This is a genomic window from Novosphingobium sp. ST904, assembly GCF_001298105.1.
In the GTDB taxonomy this organism is placed as follows: domain Bacteria; phylum Pseudomonadota; class Alphaproteobacteria; order Sphingomonadales; family Sphingomonadaceae; genus Novosphingobium.
Window position 1 is genome coordinate 46,745 of the sequence record NZ_LGJH01000137.1, and the last position, 18,408, is coordinate 65,152.

Sequence of the window (18,408 nt, forward strand, 5' to 3'; positions counted from 1 at the left end):
CGCGCCGCCCTTCCTTCCGGGAGAATTCGATGCTGGCGCTGACCGTCGGAAGCCCTCCCATACCGCAGTTCCTGATGGTCCCGACCATGATGCTCTACTGCGTCCTGGTCGCATTGCTGTGCCTCAGGATCGGCAGGTCCGCGCAGTTCCTGGTGATCGCCTGCGCCGTTCGCCTCGCCATGTCGGCACTGCCCCATTTCTCGTTCTCCGCATCGCCTGCGGGGCTGAGCTGGAACGCGCTGGTCTCGGTGCTGGTCGTGGGCCTTGGCATCCTGCAATTGCGCCGAAGCCGCGCGGTCCCGATCGTAGTGGGAGCGATCGCCCCCCTGCTCCTCGTGATCCTGCTGAGCGCGACCTTCAACGACGATGCATCCGGCAGCACGGAAAGCCTGGTGAAATATGCCTACTTCACCGTCATCGCGCTCGCGGCCTACGACGCCTTCGTTGCTGACGGCGCCGGCAAGGTGCTGATCCGGGTCCTGTTGACCTTCCTGCTGCCGCTTTTGCTCCAGTCCTACAGCCTCGTCCTGGGCATCGCCAAGGCGACCGAGAGCGACGGGTCGGCGTCCTACATCGGCGGCTACAACCACGAAGCCAGCTTCTCGATCATCCTGCTCACCGCGCTTCTGGCGGCCGTGCTCAACCCGGATCTCCGGCGACTGGTGAAGCTTGCGATCGCGGTCGTCTGCATCGGCGGGATCGCGGCCGCCAACTACCGGACCGCCATCATAACCGCCGCGCCGATCACTCTTGGCCTGCTGGTCTCGGTCCTGACCTCCGCCGTCCGGCCGAGCCAGCGCCCCGTCGCCACCATCCTTGGCGGGCTGCTGGTGCTGGCCTGCCTTCCCGTGCTTCCCATCGTGGCCGGCGATCGTTTCGATGCCATCAGCACGATCGCCTCGCACCCGGAAATCCTCACCAAGGCACCCGCCGAATTCAGCCGCGACGACCAGGCCCTGCTGTCAGGCCGGCTACTGCTCTGGAGCCAGTACGTCACCGCCTGGGAGGAAAGCACCCCCCGCCAGCACATGTTCGGATACGGCGCCAATGCCTGGGAGGGGCGCTATCGCTACTATGCCCACAACACGCTGATCTCGACGCTCTACGAACTGGGCTTGCTCGGCGTCGCGGCGATGCTGTTCCTGTGGCTGTGGATGTTCTGGCTGGCGCTGACCGCGCGCACGCCGGCCCGCTTCGTCCTCATCATGGCGCATCTCGGCTTCTTCCTGCTGAACATGGCGACGATGCCGTTCTGGATGATCGAGGGGCTGCTGTTCTACAGCCTGCTTTGCGGTTTTACTGTCCACGCCTCGCTCATGACCCGGCCCGCGCCTCGGCCCGTCGCAAATCTTGCTGCGCCCCATCCCGTTTGACCGGATAACCGCCGGTTCCGGCGTTGCCCTGCGCTTTGCCCGGGATAAGATTTCGCGCGTCGTTCTTCGCAATCCCTGCGGAGATATACTCTCGTGTGCTCGCAAAGAGCCGAAAAACTCGCCAAGTCATTGAGTAAAAAGATGATAAAAACTTCGGTCGTCGCACTCTCCCTGCTTTTCGCAGGTCTTTCCAGTTCCGACATCGGCGAATCGATCGCCCGGTTCAGCCCTTTTGCCGCCGCTCCGGTCATGTTCGCCCAGGCATCCTCCACGGCCACGGCCTTCAGGATGCCCGCGATCACCGCGCCGCAACTCTCCTCCGGCACTTCGTGCAAGGCCATGACCACCCTGCGCCTCGGGCCGACTTCCGCCAGCCTGAAGAAGGTCTGCGCGGTTGACGGCAAGATTCTCGTCAACGGCAAGAACGCCACCGGCTTTGCGATGGAGGACGTCAAATCCCTGCGCTACGGGCCGCTCCTGCGGGGCGAGAACGTCCCCAACATCCAGGTCCAGCGGGTTTCCGAAACGGCGGCCGCGCGGATTCGGTGCTCGGCCTCGGGCTCGTCAACGTCAGCAACGGCATCGGCAAGGCGGTGTTCCGCGATCTCGTGTGGATCGGCGACAAGAACTACCCCTCGATCAACAGCGACGATGCATGGGCCGCCATCGCACTGAAGGGCAAGGATGCCAACGACATCGGCTCCTTTGCGATCAGCAATTTCGACTTCCAGAATTTGTTCATGAAGTCCGGTAGTTACTATCAGAACGTCGACGGCATATCGACCGAGGCGGGCTATTCGGGGACGATCTCCAACGGACGCGTCCTGAATGCCAGCGATGCCTGCCTGGACATCAAGGGCAAGGTCAGGGTGGACAATGTCTACCTTGCCGGTTGCCGCCAGGGCATCAAGGCATGGACCGACCAGAGCCACGGCCTGGTCGAACTGGGCACGAACCGCTTCGTGGGCATCATCGGCAAAGGCACCAAGACCAAGACCCGGACCATCACGATCGACGTGCTCATCGCGTCCGGCGATCCTTCGGTTCCGCTCTTCCGCGCCGAGGATGGTGTGGTGAACCTGCGGATCGGCAGGCTCGTTTCCAAGACCGGGCAGGTGCTCAACAGTTCCAGCAGTTATTCCGGGTCTACCGTGACGGTCGGGCAGCGGGTCTATTTCTGATCGGATGCCCGCCGGCCAGACAGGCCGCGGTAGACTTCCATGACCCGTTTCGCATGGCTGGCCGCGCACAGGGTTTCCCTGGCGCGGCCACGTGCATCGGCGAAGGCGATTGGATCCGAACCCGCCAGCGCGCCGCGAACGCTCCGGGCGAATGCTTCAGGCCCCGCGTCCAACGGCACGAGCACCCCGCCGCCGAAACGGCGGCCGGTCTCGCCCAGTCCCGCATCGTCGGTGGCCACATAGGGCACGCCCAGTATCAGCGCCTCCAGCGGCGTGCGCCCCAGGGGCTCGTCGATGGCGGGGATGGCGAGAAGATCGAGCATGGCGATGTTCTCCTCCACCGGCAGGCGGAAACCGGCAAAGACGACCCTGTCGGCAATTCCGAGCTGCCGCGCGAAATCTTCAAGGTCCTGCTGAGTCTCGTCGACCTCGCGGCCGAAGATCACGAAAGCCGCCTGGGGAAGCTCGATCAGCACCGCGCGCGCCATCTCCAGGAAGAAGCGCGGCCGCTTGCGGTGCGCGAAATTGCCGATGAAGCCGATCAGCGGCCCTTCCCCGGCAACCCTGTGACAGGCAGCGAAGGCATTCCTGAGCGCTTGCCATCCACGTCCTCGGCCAGTTCCACGGGATTGTCGATCAGAACCGACCGGCTCCTGAGCCACTGCGGCAGCCGCTGCTCCACGGCCTGCGAGATGCAGATGATCCGCTGAGCCGTGGCGATCACGGCAAGGTTCGGGGCCACCGGACGGTTGAAGGCGCGGTTGTGGTAGACCACCGGAATCCCGCGAAGCCGCGCCGCCGGTCCCCAGCTCTGGAGTGCCGACAGGTCATTGCAGTGCACGAAGGTACCCTCGGGCTGGCCTGACAGCAGCGACAGCCGGCGCGGCAGCAACCGGGCCTCCGTCGCCAGGCCGTGCCGGAAGCTCGGGGATTCGCCGAGCGGCCAGATGGTGAAACCGTGTTCGCGCGCCACCTGCTCTATCAGGCTGTCTCGCGGCGCGGCCACCACCACTTCCACCCCGTACTCCTGCTGAAGCGTCCTGCCGAGCGTGAAGGAGGAAACGTGGCTGCCGCCGATCTTCTCATTGGTGAACGGAAAGACCACCCTGTCCACGCGCATCGGTTCCCTGCCTTCCTGGTGTCGCCCATCATCGCCAAGAGCGCGGCGCCGCCGCGGTTCGGGCGGGCCATGCCCTAAGACTTAATCGCAATTGTGCAGCGGCGCCCATGAAACTAGCCAATGCAATTAGGTATATGGCAGCGATCCAGAAGGATTCATGGCACGAGTCTGGTGCTTTCCCGGCGAAGAGAACCGCCACAGCAATCCCTACACGGCGATCCTGATCGGACAGCTTCGCCGACTGGGCCATTCACCTTCATCGCCCGGCTGGAAGGAACGCTTCACCGGCACCTGCGACATCCTGCACCTGCACTGGCCACAAAAGGTCATACAGCCGGGCCTCCTGCGCAGCTTGCGGACGATCGCAGCCTGGGCGGTGTTTCTCGCGCTCCAGAAGGCGCGCGGCGCGAAGATCGTCTGGACCATGCACAATGCCGTCTCTCACGAACAGTTGCGCCCCAGGCTCGAAAGGTTCTGGATGGCGCGGTTCATGGCCCTGCTCGACGGTATCCACGCCATGTCGGAGAGCAGCCTCGCGCAGGCCCGGCTCCGTCACCCGGTGCTGACCCGCATTCCGGCTCTGGTTGCGCCCCACTGGACTTATTCCGGCGCCTATCCGCCGCCTGCCGCCACCATCGGCCTGCGCCGCGATACGGTCTCATTCCTCGGCGACATCAAGGGCTACAAGGGCCTCGACGACATGCTCGCCGCGCTGGAGAACGCTGAACCGGACAGTCGCCGCTATCTGGTCCACGGCCTGCCGGAGAGCCCCGCCGAAGCCGCCGCGCTGGAGGCCCGGCTCGCCGCCCTTTCCGGGCGCGGCTGGAGAATGGAGTGGGTGCTTACCCGGCTCAGCGACCAGGAGATGGCGGACCGGCTCAACGAGACGCTGATCCTGCTCCTTCCCTATCGCCGGGGCGAGAACAGCGGCCTCGCCATCCTGGCAGCCGAGCGCGGCACGCCGGTGATGGTGTCTGGAATCTCCGCCTTCTCGAACCTGCTCGACGAACTGGGGCCGCCGCGGGTGACGGCGATCACCGCGCCTTTGTCGCACCGGCAGATCGCCGAGGCCGCCCAGGCGGCCGCCGCCGTCGCAGGGGCAGTGCCGCTGCATTTCGTGGCCCGGCGTTCGCCCGAGAGAGTGGTTGCAGAGATTTCGAATTACTACCTGTTTCTGATGGATTCAGGGGGCAGAAAACTCCCAAGATGACAGTCGATTTCCACGTCCTCCGGAAGGTAGAGCGACTTGTCCGCAGCTTTCGAAAAGCTCCCCGTTTCCAACCTGCGCGGCGTGGACGCAGCCCCTTCGACCACGTCCGGTCCCGATGGTTCCAAACTCATCGACCTGTCCTGGCTGGCGATGCTCGCCTGGCGGCACAAGTGGGCCATGCTGGCGGTCATCGGCTGCGCCCTTGCCGCGACATTGGCGGCCTACATGCTCGCAGTGAAACAGTACGACGCGAACGTCGTGCTCGCGCTCGACCGGAACGACCAGCAACTGGTGCGGACGGCGCAGACCGACAAGGACACCGCTGTCGATTCGCCGACCGTGGATACCGAAGTGCAGGTGCTCCTCTCCCCTGAAGTGGCGACCGCCGCGGTGCGGAATGCCCGGCTGAACACGAACCCCGCCTTCATCGCCGCCGGCGCGCCGGACATCGCAGGTCCGCTTTCGATCCCGGCAGCGACGGCGATCGTCAGGTCCAACCTGACGGTGGGCCGACAGGGCCTCTCCTATGCGATCAACCTGGGCTACAAGTCCCGCGATCCGGCGGTTGCCGCTTCCGTGGCCAATGCCGTGGCCGACGCCTATGTCAGCGGCAACGTCCAGAGCGAGCAATCCGCGCGCAGCCAGGACATCAACATGCTGCGGACCCGCCTTGACCAGCTTCGCGGCGACGTCATCAAGGCCGAGGCCGCCGTAGCCGCCTACCGCGCCAAGTCCGACCTCGTAAGCGTGAGCAACGACAGCACGATCGCGCAGCAGGAACTTTCGACGCTGAACACCGAACTGGCCTCCGCCAAGGCGGAACTTGCCGCCTCGCAGGGACGCGCAAGCGCCAACGCCGGGGAGAACGGCACCGCCGTCAACAGCAGCCCGGTGATCCGCGACCTGCGAACCGACGTGTCCCGCCTCGAAGTCAAGCTGGCGGAACAATCTTCCGTCTACGGCCCCAACCACCCCGACCGCGTCAAGACCCAGGCCCAGTTGACGACGGCCCGGCAGGCGCTGAGCCGCGAAGTCTCGCGCGCCAGTTCCGGCGTCAGGTCGGACATCAGCGTCGACAGCCAGCGCGTCGGCGCGATCCAGTCGGCGATCGGCAGCGCCAAGGGCAGGCTGCTGGCGGGCAACAACGCTTCGGTGCGCCTGAACGAACTGGAGCGCGTCGCGGAAAGCTCGCGCCAGCTCTACCAGACCTTCCTCGATCGCTACCGGGTGGAACTGGCGACGCGCGGCACGGAAAAGAGCAAGGCCCAGGTCATCGCCCGGGCTCAGGTGCCGGTGCGGCCCTCCTCGCCCGACCTGCTGGTCTACATGCTGGGGGGCCTGATCGCGGGGATCATCGCGGCGGTGCTTCTGGCCATGGCGCTGGAATGGCGCGAGCGCGGCCTGCGCACCCGCGCCGAAACCGAGGAGTTCACCGGCTACGAAGTGGTCAGCAGCCTGCCGGATATCGGGACGATGGACGAACCCGACTTCCGCAGGAACGATGCCCTGGGCGTTCCCGATTTCGTGGTCGAACACCGGGAATCCCCGTTCTCCGAATCCGTCCGGGCCATCTGGACGGCGCTGAAGATCGGACACAAGGGACAACTCGCCCGTTCCGTGGGCGTCACTTCCTCGATACCGGGAGAAGGCAAGACCAGCACGGCCATCGCCCTCGCCCGGTCCACCGCGCTCGCGGGAAGGCGGACCCTCTTGGTGGACTGTGACATGCGCCGCATGGGCACCACCCTTGCGCTGGGTCTCCGCAACCGCCCCGGCCTTGTCGAAGTCCTCAACGGTCAGGCCCGCATCGAGGATGTGATCGTGCTGGACGAGGCATCCGGCGCCCATGTCCTGCCGCTCAACACCGAACTCACCGCCCAGTCGGACATCATGCATTCCCAGGCCACGGCCGCCATGTTCGACCGCTTCAGGCAGGAATACGACTTCGTCGTGCTCGACATCGCACCGGCCATCCCCGTCGCCGAAGCCCGCGCCATCGCCACGATGGCGGATCTCACGCTCATGGTCGTGCGGTGGCGGACCACACAGCGCAAGGTCGTGAAGACGGCGATCCGCGAACTCGATCGCGCCGGTGCGCGGATCTTCGGCATCATTCTCACGCAAGTGGACACCCGCTCCTCGGCAGTGCTGAGCGAGGAAATGGCCTATTACCAATATTACTATTCGCGTGAGAGCCGGCCGAACTGAGATCGCTGCAACAGGCCCGGCCAGTGTCGGCTCAGGCGGAAGGCGAACCCTCTGCCGCGTAGCCGAAGAACGCCAGCAGGTCCGGCTTGGCCGCGACAGTCTCGTGTACGATCCTGCGCTCTACCGTGGTCAGCAGCTTGACCTGTGCGCGCTGCGAAGACGATCCATGTCCCTTGGAACGATCGCCCGAAGCCTCCCCCGGCTCGTCGGAAACCGGCGCTGCGTTCTCGATTCCAAATGCGGAAGCCAGCGAGGCGGGCTCGCTGCGAAACGCCTCGTATGTCACGAGCGGATAGCCCCCGCGCTCCACGGCATCGCGCAGGAGCCCGCTCTGCCAGACCCACAGCCTGGCCAGATGGCCCACCACATCCCGGCGATCCACACCGTCATAGACCGAAGGCAGCGGACGCCGCAGCCGGGCATCGATGTTCGCAATGGGCTCGCGATTGGTCACCACCACGCGCGCCGCCGAAAAATGCCGCAGCAATTCGTCGTGGCGCACGAGGTTTGGCGGGCTCTTTTCCAGAAAGTAGGCCACCGGGCGGGACTGCTCTATTTCCGCGACCCGCGCAGCCCAGGCCCCAATCACCGCCTCGAAATCGACGAACTTTTCCGGAAACCAGCGATCGACATCCATCAGCCCCCTGACGAGCCGCTGTCCTTCGTAGCTGGAATGAAGCCCGGCAAGGCTGACATGGTCCGCAAGATAGCTTGCCATCGTGGTGGAACCGGCGCCGGGCGGCGCGAGAAGGAACAGGAAAGGGCGGTGGATCCGGTCCTGTCGGCGCGCAGGCCAGTACGATTCAGGCGAGCGCCGCTCCCTTCGCATCCGCTTCAAGGCGCGAGAAATCGCTGGGCCCATCAAGGCGTTCCGCCCCAAACCTCGTGCAACAACATCGGCATAGGGTAACCCGCATGGCCGCCGCCGTGCCGGCTATTGCGAGCCGGAGGCTACCTCTTTTTCGCAAGGGCCGCGCGTTTCATCGCACAGAAGGCTCGCGCTCAGCCCTTCCCGACCGACAGGATGCGGAAGATCGTTTCCGTCACGGGCTCGGCATTCAGCCAGATCGCTTTACCGCCCGGCCCTTCGACGCTTGCGGCCAGTTCCCCGGCAGCAGCCCGGTCCAGGACGAGGTCGATTTCGATCCGGTCCTCGTAAAGCCGCCCATTGCCGATCACTGCGCCGTCCTGGCCAAAGGCGGTGCCCGCACGGTTGACGAAGATCGCCACTTCAGCCCCAAGCGTGTCCCAGGACAGGAACGGCAGATCGCCGGCAACGGTCCCGGACATCTCGAACCGGAGAACGCCGTCATCGCTCGCGGCCGGGCGCAGTTCGTCCACCGCAACGGTCAGGCCGATACCGTCGTGCCGGCTTCCCGGCGCCCTGTCGCCACCCCAAGGGATCATCAAATCAAATCCAGATAGATTGTCGAAAACCGGATAGCAGCACCCGATCAATTGAAAAGTCGTGAAAGCCGCGCGCGCTGCCGGCGATCAATCGCCCGCGATCGTCAACCCATCGACCCTAAGCGTCGGCACGTTGATGGCGCGGTGCCATTCCAGATCGTTCGCCGCCCGCAGCGCCGCGAACATGGAAAGCAGGTTGCCGGCAACGGTGAACTCGGCAACCGGGCCTGCGATCTCGCCGTTGACGATACGGAAACCGGAAGCGCCCCGGCTGTAATCGCCAGTGACGGCATTGACGCCGTGGCCGATCAGTTCGGTTACATACACGCCGTCGCGGATGTCGGCCATGAGTTCGGCGGGCGTCTGCTCTCCGGGTTCGAGGTGCAGGTTGCCCACGGATACGCCGGGTGCTCCGCCGCCGCCGCGTGCCGCATGTCCGGTCGGCGCTAGGCCGAGCTGGCGTGCCGAAGCGCTGTCCAGCAGCCACCCGGTGATCCTGCCGTCCTCTACCAGATGGCCCGCCCGCGTCGGCAGCCCCTCTCCATCAAACGGACGCGAACGCAGTCCGCGCAGCGTATGCGGGTCTTCGACGATGGAAATGCCGGGCGCGAAGAGCTGCTCTCCCAACCGGTCGAGCAGGAAGCTCGAGCGCCGGGCGATCGCGCTTCCGGACATGGCGCCGATCAGGTGCCCTACCAGCGAACCGCCGACGCGCGGATCGAATACGACCGGCATCGGCCCACTGGAAAGCTTGCCCGGATCGAGACGTGCCACGGTCCGCTCGCCCGCGCGGGTGCCGATCTCGGCCGGCGGCGGCAGGTCGCTGCGGTGATGGGCCGAGCGCCAGGCGTGATCGCGCTGCTTGCCCGCACCTTCGCCGCCGACCACGGAGACGCTGATCGAATGGCTGGTCGATCCATAGGCGCCCGCGAAGCCATGGCTGGTGGCAAGCGCGAACACGCCCGTGCCGGAACTGGCGGTGGCGCCATCCGAATTGGTGATCCCGGCAACGGCCCGTGCCGCATCCTCGGCTTCCAGCGCCATGGCGCGCAGTTCCTGCGGGCTGGGCTCAGCCTGATCGACGAGATCGAGTTCGGGCCAGGGTGAACGGGTCAGCAATTCCTCGGGTGCGAGCCCGGAATAAGCATCTTCCGGCGCCGCGCCGGCCATCGCCAGCGCCCGTTGCGCCAGTTCGTCGAGCGCCTGCGAAGACAGGTCCGAGGAACCGATGCTCGCCGAACGACGCCCGACGAAGACGCGCAGCGCGATATGCTCGCTTTCGGACCGTTCCACATCCTCGAGATTGCCGAGGCGGACCTGGATCCCTTCCGAGGAGCTCGCACCGAACACCGCGTCGGCGGCGTCGGCACCTGCCTTGCGGGCACGGGCGACGAGATCCTGAGCGCGGTCGAGCGCTTCCTGGGGGCTGAGCATCTTCGGGTCTCCACTGGCCGCGTTACCGACGCGGGAGCGCAGCCCTAATCGCCGCGAGCGCCAAGCGCAAATGCGCTATCGTTCCCCAAGCCCGTTCAAGGGGCGGGCCCCACGCGAACCGGCGCGCGCTTTCAGTGCTTCAGCAGCAGCGCAAGGCCCTTGAAAAGCCCCGTCAGCGCGAACGGCAGGCCGATCGCCAGCAGCCACAGCATGATGCGGTCCCTGCGATAATAAGGAGCGAGCGCCGGGTCATGGGCCTGTTCGTCGTCAAGCCGGTTCCAGCGCGCCTCGAAACGGCGGCAGGCGGGGATGATCGCCACCACCAGGATCACCAGTGCAAGATAGGGCAGGAGCGATTCGCCCCCGGTCTTGAGCGCGCCGACCGTCACGAAGATCTGCAGGGCGGTATAGACGAGCAGGGCATAGGCGATGTTGTCGCTCATCTTGCGGCGCCAGTCGGCCTTCGCCCAATCCTTCATCGAACGGCCTTCCGGGGGCACCGGCTTGTCCGGCAGCGCTGCCGAGATCATGCCCTTCGTATCGACGCCTTGCTTGCCGATCCTGTCCATGGTGCCTTCCTGTCTTAGCAACCCGGTCTTTTGTTGCGACCTCGTGTCTCTTTGTGCGTCCACTAGACCACGCAGCGGCCCGGATTTCAAGCACACCCCCGAAATGCGCAATATTAGTGCACTGTTCCCGGACTGCGCCGAACCATGCAGGAAACCTGCCAATCGACACCATATCCGGGAATTGCCGACTTGCCGACAGCCGGGACCGTGCGTAAACCGCTCTGAACATGACCGGAACCACCGAACTTCCGCAGGACCAAGCGGCCCACCACATCCCGACCGTCGCAGAAGCCGGCGGGCTCGAAGTCATTTCGATCGCCAAGAGCTACGACAAGCGCGCGGTGCTGACCGATATTTCGCTGTCGGTCGCCAAGGGCGAAGTGCTGGGGCTGCTGGGGCCGAACGGCGCGGGCAAGACCACCTGCTTCTATTCGATCATGGGCCTCGTTCGTCCCGACTCGGGCCGCATCCTGATGGACGGCGTCGACGTGACCCGCCTGCCGATGTATCGCCGCGCGGTTCTCGGTCTCGGCTACCTGCCGCAGGAAACCTCGATCTTCCGCGGGCTGACCGTCGAACAGAACATCGGCGCCGTGCTAGAACTGAACGAGCCCGACAAGCACGTCCGCGCCAGCGAACTGGAACGCCTGCTTGACGAATTTGGCCTTACCCGCCTGCGTTCAAGCCCCGCGATGGCGCTTTCGGGCGGTGAACGCCGCCGCTGCGAAATCGCCCGCGCGCTGGCGGCCAAGCCTTCGATCATGCTCCTGGACGAGCCTTTCGCCGGCATCGACCCGCTTTCGATCTCCGACATTCGCGAACTCGTGCGCGATCTCAAGAACCGTGGCATCGGCGTGCTGATCACGGACCATAACGTGCGGGAAACGCTCGATATCGTCGATCGCGCCTGCATCATCTACGGCGGTCAGGTGCTCTTCGCAGGCAGCCCCGAGGCGCTCGTCGCCGACGAGAACGTGCGCCGCCTCTACCTCGGCGAGGGCTTCACGCTATGAGCGGTTTTCCCCAGTGAGGCCCTCCGCGAGGCCGGCCGCGCCGGAAGCCTGAGCCATGGCGCTGGGGCCCAGGCTAGACCTGCGGCAAAGCCAGTCGCTGGTGATGACCCCGCAACTCCAGCAGGCGATCAAGCTGCTGGCGCTGTCCAACCTCGAGATCGAGGCTTTCATCGGCGAATCGCTGGAGGCCAACCCCCTTCTGGACGTGGGCGGCGAACCGCCCTCCCCCGTTGCCGAAACGGTCGAGCTTCCAGAGGACGCGCGCCGCACGACACTAGAGGATTCGCCGGTAGACCGGCTGATCGGCGAAGGCCGGGGCGATGACGACCGTCCGCTAGACATAGACACTGCCGCGCTTGACCGCGACCGTGACACCGGAGACTGGTCCAACGAACTGCGGCTCGGCGGCGGGGCGGAGCTTCCCGGCATCGATGAACGCGGCAGCGGCGCGCTTTCGCTTATCGAGCATCTCGAAGCCCAGGTCGGATCGGCCACCGACGACCGCCACGTCGCCGGGATCGCGCGCTACCTGATCGGCCTGCTCGACGAGGCCGGCTATCTTCCCGTCACCCTTGCCGAAGTCACGGGCGATCTCGGCATCTCCTTCGCCGAGGCCGAAGCGGCGCTCGGGGTCGTGCAGTCGCTCGATCCCACCGGGGTCGGCGCGCGAACGCTTTCGGAATGCATCGCACTCCAGGCCAGGGAGGCGGATCGCCACGATCCGATGATGGCCCGCCTCATCGACAATCTCGATCTGCTGGCCCGCGGCGAGCTTGCCCGGCTCAAGCGGATGTGCGGCGTGGACGACGAGGATTTCGCGACATGCTGTCGGAACTGCGCGGCTACGATCCCAAGCCGGGCCTGCGGTTCGGGGGGGAGCCGAGCGCGGCGGTCACGCCGGACATCCTCGTCACGCCCCGCGCCGACGGCGGCTGGGACGTGGCGGTCAACCAGGACAGCCTGCCCCGCCTGATCGTCAACCGAAGCTACTATGTCGAACTCAGGAGCGACTGCTCCGACCGGAATTCGCGGGCGTGGCTCTCGGAAAAGCTTGCCGATGCCAACTGGCTCATCAAGGCGCTGGACCAGCGGCAAAAGACGATCCTCAAGGTCGCCAGCGAACTGGTGAAGCAGCAGGCCGGTTTCTTCCGGCACGGCATCTCGCAGCTCAAGCCGCTGACGCTGCGCACCGTGGCCGAGGCCATCGGCATGCACGAATCGACCGTGAGCCGCGTTACCTCCAACAAGTACCTGAACTGCCCGCGCGGCACTTACGAGATGAAGTTCTTCTTCACCTCCGGCGTCGCAGCGGCAAGCGGCGAAGGCGCCTCGGCGGAAGCGGTGAAGGCGGCGATCCGGCAATTGATCGATGCGGAAGACCCCAAGGCCATCCTTTCCGACGACACCCTGGTGGATCTGCTCAAGGGCAAGGGATTCGAACTGGCGCGCGCACCGTGGCCAAGTACCGCGAAGCCATCGGCCTTGGCAGTTCGGTCCAGCGCGGCGACAGAAGGCTATTGCTGCAGTGCGATAGGAAGTAAGCACGGCGATAATCAGCAATGCAACATTAAATGCTTGTTCTGCTTAGTATAATTCTATTTGAATTACACCGATTCGTGATAGTTTCTTTTCCATGAAGTGCGCCGGGCTTGCGACCAGTCGCAAGGATACGGGCACCATGGAGAGGATGCCGATGTCCTACACTGATCGGAATTCCAACGGTAACCAGAAAGCCCTCACCGGGGGTATCGTCGCACTTATCCAGGGCGGCCTCGTGCTTGCGCTGGTCAATGGCTTTGCCGTGACCATGTTCAAGAGCGATCCACCCAAGCGGCCGGAAGCCACGCAGATCAAGCTCGAACCGCTTCCCGTTCCCCCGCCTCCCGAACCGAAGACCGTTCCCGATCAGCAAGTCGATCAGCCGATGCTGACGGCGCCGATACCCCGCCTTCCTCTGCCTACGAACGAGCCCCTTCCAGTCGCAACCACGTTACCCACTGCCGTGCCGACCAGCTTCGATTCCAGAGAGAAAATCGCGGTCGCACTACCCACGCCCACCGAAACCCCGGCGCTTTTCCAGCCTCGGGGGGCACTTCCCAGGAACGATGCCTCGGGCTGGGTCACCACACAGGACTACCCCACGGCCGAACTGCGCGCCGAACATCAGGGCAGCGTGCGCTTCCGGCTGGACGTCGATGCGCGCGGGCGGGTCAGCCAATGCGCCGTCGTCACGTCAAGCAGCTATGCCGGGCTCGACGAGGCCACCTGCAAGTTCGTGAGCAGGCGCGCCCGGTTCGACCCTGCGACCAATGCCGACGGTCAGTCGGTCGCCGGCAGCTACCTGGGGACGATCCGCTGGATCATCCCGCGGGACTGACCTCAAACCCCCAGAGGTCACCCGCCCGGAGCGGCGCATTGTTCCGCAATTCATGTGCCGCTCGGCTCAAAGTTCCACCTGCCCCGATCGCGGAGGCCATGCGGCCGGCGATACGGCCAGTGCACGCGATGGGGGCAAGTCGGTGGGGGATGGGCCCGCCCGCACCCCCGGGCGGGCCCAGACACCGCTCGCGCCCGCCGGAAACTGTGGCAGCTAAGGGCAATCCCCTGGCCCCGCTTCGGACTTGATACACCCTGACGGTTTAGCTCCTGGCAAGGAAAAGTCCTTCCAGCGCCGGGAACCGTGCCATGATTCCAAAGTGCTTCCACTTCATCTGGGTCGGTGACGAGAGCCGCCGGCCGGACAACTGCATCGCCACATGGCGCCAGGCCCATCCGGACTGGGAGTTTCGCCTCTGGGGCAATGCCGAACTGGACGGCCGCGACTGGATTAATGCCCGGCACATCGCGCAGATGCGCCCGCGCGAACTCAACGGCGTTGCCGACATGATGCGCTGGGAAATCCTCCTCGAACATGGCGGTGTCGTCTTCGATGCGGACAGCATCTGCACCCGCCCCCTGGGCGACGAACTGCTCGCCTGCGAAGCCTTCGCCTGCTGGGAAAGCGAGATCGCGCGCCCCGGCCTCATCGCCGCCGGATACTTCGGCTGCACGCCGGGCAATCACTTCGTCAGGCAGATCGTGGAGGACATCGCCGCCAGCCCCTCGGTCATCGGCGACATGGCGTGGAAGACCGTGGGGCCGCAGCGCCTGACCGACTGCTATCGCAAGTTCGCCTATACGCCGCTGCGCATCTATCCGAGCCACTACTTCATACCGCGCCACTTCACCGGATTGACTTATGGTGGCAGCGATCCGGTCTATGCCCACCAGCTCTGGGGTTCGACGCTGCGAAGCTACGAGGACATGCACAAGGCCGACGTGGCGGCAGTTGCCCAAGCCTCCTCCATATCCTCGTCCCCTCATGCCTCCGCCCCGGCCACATCTCCCGATACGCAAAAAGTGGAGGCTACCGCGCCTTCCGAGAAAGCCTCGCCGCTCGAACGGATTCATGCGCCCTATTTCCTCCAGCGCGTGCCGGTCGGCGCGGAACTGGCCTCGCTCGGCCGGATGGATGTCTTCGCCAGCCTGCTCGCCGGTCAGCGCGTGCTTCATGTCGGCTGCGCGGACTGGCCGATCACCGATCCGCAGACATCGCTTCACGTCCGGCTGGAAGCGCACTGCGCGCAGCTTGACGGGATCGACCCTCACGGAGAGGCTCTCGAACAGCTTCGCCCTTTCGTGAAAGGCGCGCTGTTCACGGATTTCTCGCAAGTGACGGGCAGCTACGACGTCGTGCTGGTTCCCGAAGTGATGGAGCATGTCCCCGATGTCGCCGGGTTCCTGGCGCAGATCCAGTCGGTCGACGCCGGGCTGTTCCTGATCTCCGTTCCCGACGCCTTCCAGTGCCGCGCCCGCCATTTCGACTATGTGGCGGAAACTGAAACCTTCCTCGAAGGCGTCCACCCCGACCACAACGTCTGGTATACGCCCTATACTTTCGCCAATACCTTGCGGAAATACAGCGATCTGGAATTGCAGCGCATGTGGTTCTTCAACCGCATCTCGCTGCTGGCGCTGCTCAGCAAGCCCGCGCTGGCCCGGGCCGCCTGATGCGCGGCACCCCAGTCAAAGGATATCCGCCACGCCTTCAAGGCTGCCGCGCAGTTTCGCGAGCGCCTGCGCCTTGAGCTGGTGGACACGCGGGATCGAGACCTGCAATACCTGCGCGATCTCGGCAAGGTTCAGCTCCTCCACGAAGTAGAGCTGTACCACCAGCTGCAGCCGATCGGGAAGATCGGCGATCGCCTCCACCACGGCCCCGCGCAGTTCCTCGTCCGCCAGCAGCGCAAGACTGTCCGGGCGTTCGTCGGCAAAGGCCATGTTCTGGTCTGAATAGACCTCGTCGATGGACTCGAAGTGCAGCGGCTGGCTAGACCCGCGCAGCGCGGCAAGTTCCGCCTCCTCGATGCCCATCGCCCCGGCCAGCTCGTGCGGCAGCGGATCGCGGCCGAGAATGCCGCGCAGTTCGGTCTCCTTTCCCGCAAGCTGGCGCCGCCGCTCGCTCGCCCCGCGCGACATCGGCACGGTCCGGCGGATGAGATCGACCATGGCCCCGCGCACGCGCATCTTGGCATAGGCGGCAAACCCGTCCTCCGTTGGGCCCTGATGCTTCTGCGCGCATTCGGTGAGCGCCACGAGCCCGGCCTGGATCAGGTCCTCCAGCTCGATCCCCGGCCTCCCGCTGCCATGGATATGCCAGGCGAGGCGCCGGACCATCGGCAGGAAGCGACGGACACGGTCTGCCACGTCGCCCTGATAGGCCCCCGCGACGCGGCTTGCATAGGCGCTGAAGCCCCTCTGGTCCTGTTTCATGCGGCCATGCTTTCGGCTTGTTCGGGATGGGGAAGGCCGGGCGCCATGCGCTCCGGCTGTGCCGCGCCGACGACATCGACGACTTCGATCGGCTGGGTCGGCGGCAGTTCGGCGATGGAAAGCACCAGGCATGCCGGCGCGCGCAGGCGCAGCAGCGCGGATAGCGCCCGGCGCGCACGCGGCTGGACGACCAGTGCCAGCGGCACTTCGCCGGGCCCCCGCTCGGCGCTCAGCGCGGCGACACGCTCGCCGATCATGCGGGCGAGGTCCGGCTCGATCACCGGCTGTCCGGTTACCGGATCGACCATGCCCTGCACGATCGCCGCTTCGAGCCCGGCATCGAGCGTGATGACCGGCAGGCGCTCATGCGGCGGGCAGATCCGGCCGACGATCAGCGCCCCGAGATCGGCCCGCATCAGTTCGACCAGCCGCTCGTGATCGACGGTCTGCTGCACCGCCCGGCTCAGGCTGGCAAGGATCGGCAGCGGATGCGCGATCGGGATACCGTCCTCCAGCAAGGCGCGCAGCAGGCGGGTCATCGCGGCGAGGGACAACGGCTGCGGATGGATCGTCTCCACCAGACCGGCCGAATGCTCCTTGATCCCCTCGAGAAGTGCCCTCACCTCGTCCGGACCGAGCAGGTCGTGCGACCGTTCGGACAGGAGCTGGTTCAGGTGGGTGGCGATCACGGTGCCCGCATCCACGGTGAGGAAACCCTCGGCCGTGGCATGATCGCGCGCGGCGGGATCGATCCACAGCGCCGGGCAGCCGAAACTCGGATCGCGGGTGGCCTCGCCGCGAAGGCCGTGACTGGCGCGGGCCTCTCCCGCGTCGATGGCGAGTATGCGGTCTGCACGTATCGTTGCGCTGCCCAGCATCACGCCGCCAAGGACGATGCGATAGTCATGGGGCGGCATGTCGAGCGCATCGCGGACGCGGAACTGCGGGACGATGAAGCCGAACGACTGGCTGAGCTGCTTGCGCACCCCGGTCACCCGGCTGACCAGCGGCGAACCGCGACGCTCGTCGACGAGCTGGACCAGCCCGTATCCCAGTTCGATGGTGACGAGCGTGTGGTCGGAAACATCCTCCAGCACGATCCGCGAGGGATCGGCCACGGGCGGCGCCTCAAGTACCGGCAAGGGCACCGCCTGATGCCTGCGCAGCATGTGCCAGAGCCAGAAGGCAAGCGCCGCCGCGGGCAGGAACACCATCTGCGGCATGGCCGGGATCAGGCCGATGGCGGTCAGCACCACGCCGACCGGCAGCCAGGTGCGCGGATCGGCGAACTGGCCGCCGATCTGCCCGGCAAGATCCCGGCTGTCGGAAACGCGCGTGACGATCACGGCCGCCGCGATCGACAGCAGCAGCGAGGGCACTTGCGCCACAAGGGCATCGCCGATGGCGAGGGTGATGTAGGTCTGCGCCGCCTCGGTGGCGGAAAGCCCGTGGCTTATCATGCCCAGGCAAAAGCCCGCGACGATGTTGACGCCCAGGATCAGCAGCGCGGCAATGGCGTCGCCTTTCACGAACTTGCTGGAACCGTCCATCGAGCCGTAGAAATCCGCCTCGGTCGCCACTTCGCGGCGGCGGGCCTTGGCTTCGTCGGCGGTCATCAGTCCCGCGGCGAGATCGGCGTCGATCGCCATCTGTTTGCCCGGCAACGCGTCCAGCGTGAAGCGCGCGGAGACTTCCGAAACGCGGCCGGCCCCCTTGGTCACGACCACGAGGTTGATGATCATCAGGATCAGGAAGACGAAGATGCCGACGGCGAAATTGCCGCCGATCAGGAACTTGCCGAAGGATTCGATGACCACCCCCGCCGCCGCCTCACCCTCGTGCCCATGGACCAGCACGACACGGGTGGACGCCACGTTGAGCGCCAGGCGCAGCAGCGTCGCGAAAAGCAGGACAGAAGGGAAAGACGAGAAATCGAGCGGCTTTTCCGCATTCATCGCCGCCATGAGGATGGCCAGCGACAGCGCGATGTTGAGCACGAACGACACGTCGAGCACGAAGGCCGGCACCGGCACGATCATCAGCACGATCAGCGTGAGGATACCTGCCGGAAGTGCCATCGC

The 18,408-nt window shown here is 65.6% G+C and carries 15 protein-coding genes and 1 pseudogene; 8 read left to right on the forward strand and 8 right to left on the reverse strand.

What is annotated here, in order from left to right:
• Positions 1-29: 29 nt before the first annotated feature.
• Both ADT71_RS10405 and ADT71_RS10410 read left to right on the forward strand, forming a co-directional pair.
• Positions 30-1,373, forward strand: a complete 1,344-nt coding sequence (locus tag ADT71_RS10405) for an O-antigen ligase (RefSeq protein WP_054436605.1) — start codon at positions 30-32, stop codon at positions 1,371-1,373.
• Between the two features lie 545 nt (positions 1,374-1,918).
• A complete protein-coding gene (locus ADT71_RS10410; RefSeq protein WP_054436607.1) occupies positions 1,919-2,554 on the forward strand; it encodes a hypothetical protein in 636 nt (211 codons plus the stop codon).
• On the opposite strand, the gene ADT71_RS10415 is transcribed toward ADT71_RS10410, so the two are convergent.
• Both ADT71_RS10415 and ADT71_RS10420 read right to left on the reverse strand, forming a co-directional pair.
• Positions 2,545-3,099 (reverse strand): glycosyltransferase family 4 protein, encoded by a 555-nt coding sequence (locus ADT71_RS10415; RefSeq protein WP_231635794.1) that lies wholly within the window; start codon positions 3,097-3,099, stop codon positions 2,545-2,547. The two genes, ADT71_RS10410 and ADT71_RS10415, sit on opposite strands and share 10 nt — an antisense overlap.
• Positions 3,096-3,674 carry a glycosyltransferase gene (locus tag ADT71_RS10420; protein WP_054436610.1) on the reverse strand — a complete coding sequence of 193 codons (579 nt, stop codon included), beginning with the start codon at positions 3,672-3,674 and terminating at the stop codon, positions 3,096-3,098. The genes ADT71_RS10415 and ADT71_RS10420 overlap by 4 nt, the downstream gene beginning before the upstream one ends.
• A gap of 157 nt (positions 3,675-3,831) precedes the next feature.
• On the opposite strand from ADT71_RS10420, the gene ADT71_RS10425 reads away from it, so the two are divergent.
• Positions 3,832-4,884: a glycosyltransferase gene (locus tag ADT71_RS10425; RefSeq protein ID WP_054436612.1), complete on the forward strand. Its 1,053-nt coding sequence runs from the start codon at positions 3,832-3,834 to the stop codon at positions 4,882-4,884.
• 36 nt (positions 4,885-4,920) lie between these two features.
• Positions 4,921-7,092, forward strand: a complete 2,172-nt coding sequence (locus ADT71_RS10430) for a polysaccharide biosynthesis tyrosine autokinase (protein ID WP_054436614.1) — start codon at positions 4,921-4,923, stop codon at positions 7,090-7,092.
• Positions 7,093-7,123: 31 nt separating this feature from the next.
• Here the strand turns inward: ADT71_RS10430 and ADT71_RS10435 are convergent, their stop codons facing one another.
• The 4 genes from ADT71_RS10435 to ADT71_RS10450 form a co-directional block, all read right to left on the reverse strand.
• Positions 7,124-7,810 carry a hypothetical protein gene (locus tag ADT71_RS10435; RefSeq protein WP_132469419.1) on the reverse strand — a complete coding sequence of 229 codons (687 nt, stop codon included), beginning with the start codon at positions 7,808-7,810 and terminating at the stop codon, positions 7,124-7,126.
• Positions 7,811-8,094: 284 nt separating this feature from the next.
• The gene (locus ADT71_RS10440) at positions 8,095-8,499 is read right to left on the reverse strand and encodes a hypothetical protein (RefSeq protein WP_054436618.1); all 405 of its coding nucleotides are present in this window, start codon (positions 8,497-8,499) and stop codon (positions 8,095-8,097) included.
• A gap of 87 nt (positions 8,500-8,586) precedes the next feature.
• Positions 8,587-9,933, reverse strand: a complete 1,347-nt coding sequence (locus ADT71_RS10445; RefSeq protein WP_054436620.1) for a TldD/PmbA family protein — start codon at positions 9,931-9,933, stop codon at positions 8,587-8,589.
• Positions 9,934-10,064: 131 nt separating this feature from the next.
• Complete coding sequence (locus ADT71_RS10450) at positions 10,065-10,502, reverse strand: hypothetical protein (RefSeq protein WP_324698059.1); 438 nt, start codon at positions 10,500-10,502, stop codon at positions 10,065-10,067.
• A gap of 227 nt (positions 10,503-10,729) precedes the next feature.
• Between ADT71_RS10450 and lptB the strand changes: the two genes are divergently transcribed.
• From lptB to ADT71_RS10470, 4 genes and pseudogenes are all read left to right on the forward strand, one after another.
• Positions 10,730-11,515: an LPS export ABC transporter ATP-binding protein gene (gene lptB / locus ADT71_RS10455; RefSeq protein WP_054436622.1), complete on the forward strand. Its 786-nt coding sequence runs from the start codon at positions 10,730-10,732 to the stop codon at positions 11,513-11,515.
• Positions 11,516-11,570: 55 nt separating this feature from the next.
• Positions 11,571-13,049, forward strand: a pseudogene (gene rpoN / locus ADT71_RS10460) (RNA polymerase factor sigma-54).
• Between the two features lie 159 nt (positions 13,050-13,208).
• The gene (locus tag ADT71_RS10465; protein ID WP_054436659.1) at positions 13,209-13,892 is read left to right on the forward strand and encodes an energy transducer TonB; all 684 of its coding nucleotides are present in this window, start codon (positions 13,209-13,211) and stop codon (positions 13,890-13,892) included.
• Positions 13,893-14,200: 308 nt separating this feature from the next.
• The gene (locus ADT71_RS10470; RefSeq protein ID WP_054436624.1) at positions 14,201-15,565 is read left to right on the forward strand and encodes a glycosyltransferase; all 1,365 of its coding nucleotides are present in this window, start codon (positions 14,201-14,203) and stop codon (positions 15,563-15,565) included.
• A gap of 15 nt (positions 15,566-15,580) precedes the next feature.
• Here ADT71_RS10470 and ADT71_RS10475 read toward each other — a convergent pair whose 3' ends face one another.
• Together ADT71_RS10475 and ADT71_RS10480 are read right to left on the reverse strand one after the other, a co-directional pair.
• Complete coding sequence (locus tag ADT71_RS10475) at positions 15,581-16,327, reverse strand: sigma-70 family RNA polymerase sigma factor (RefSeq protein ID WP_054436626.1); 747 nt, start codon at positions 16,325-16,327, stop codon at positions 15,581-15,583.
• A complete protein-coding gene (locus tag ADT71_RS10480) occupies positions 16,324-18,405 on the reverse strand; it encodes a flagellar biosynthesis protein FlhA (RefSeq protein ID WP_054436661.1) in 2,082 nt (693 codons plus the stop codon). The genes ADT71_RS10475 and ADT71_RS10480 overlap by 4 nt, the downstream gene beginning before the upstream one ends.
• Positions 18,406-18,408: the final 3 nt, after the last annotated feature.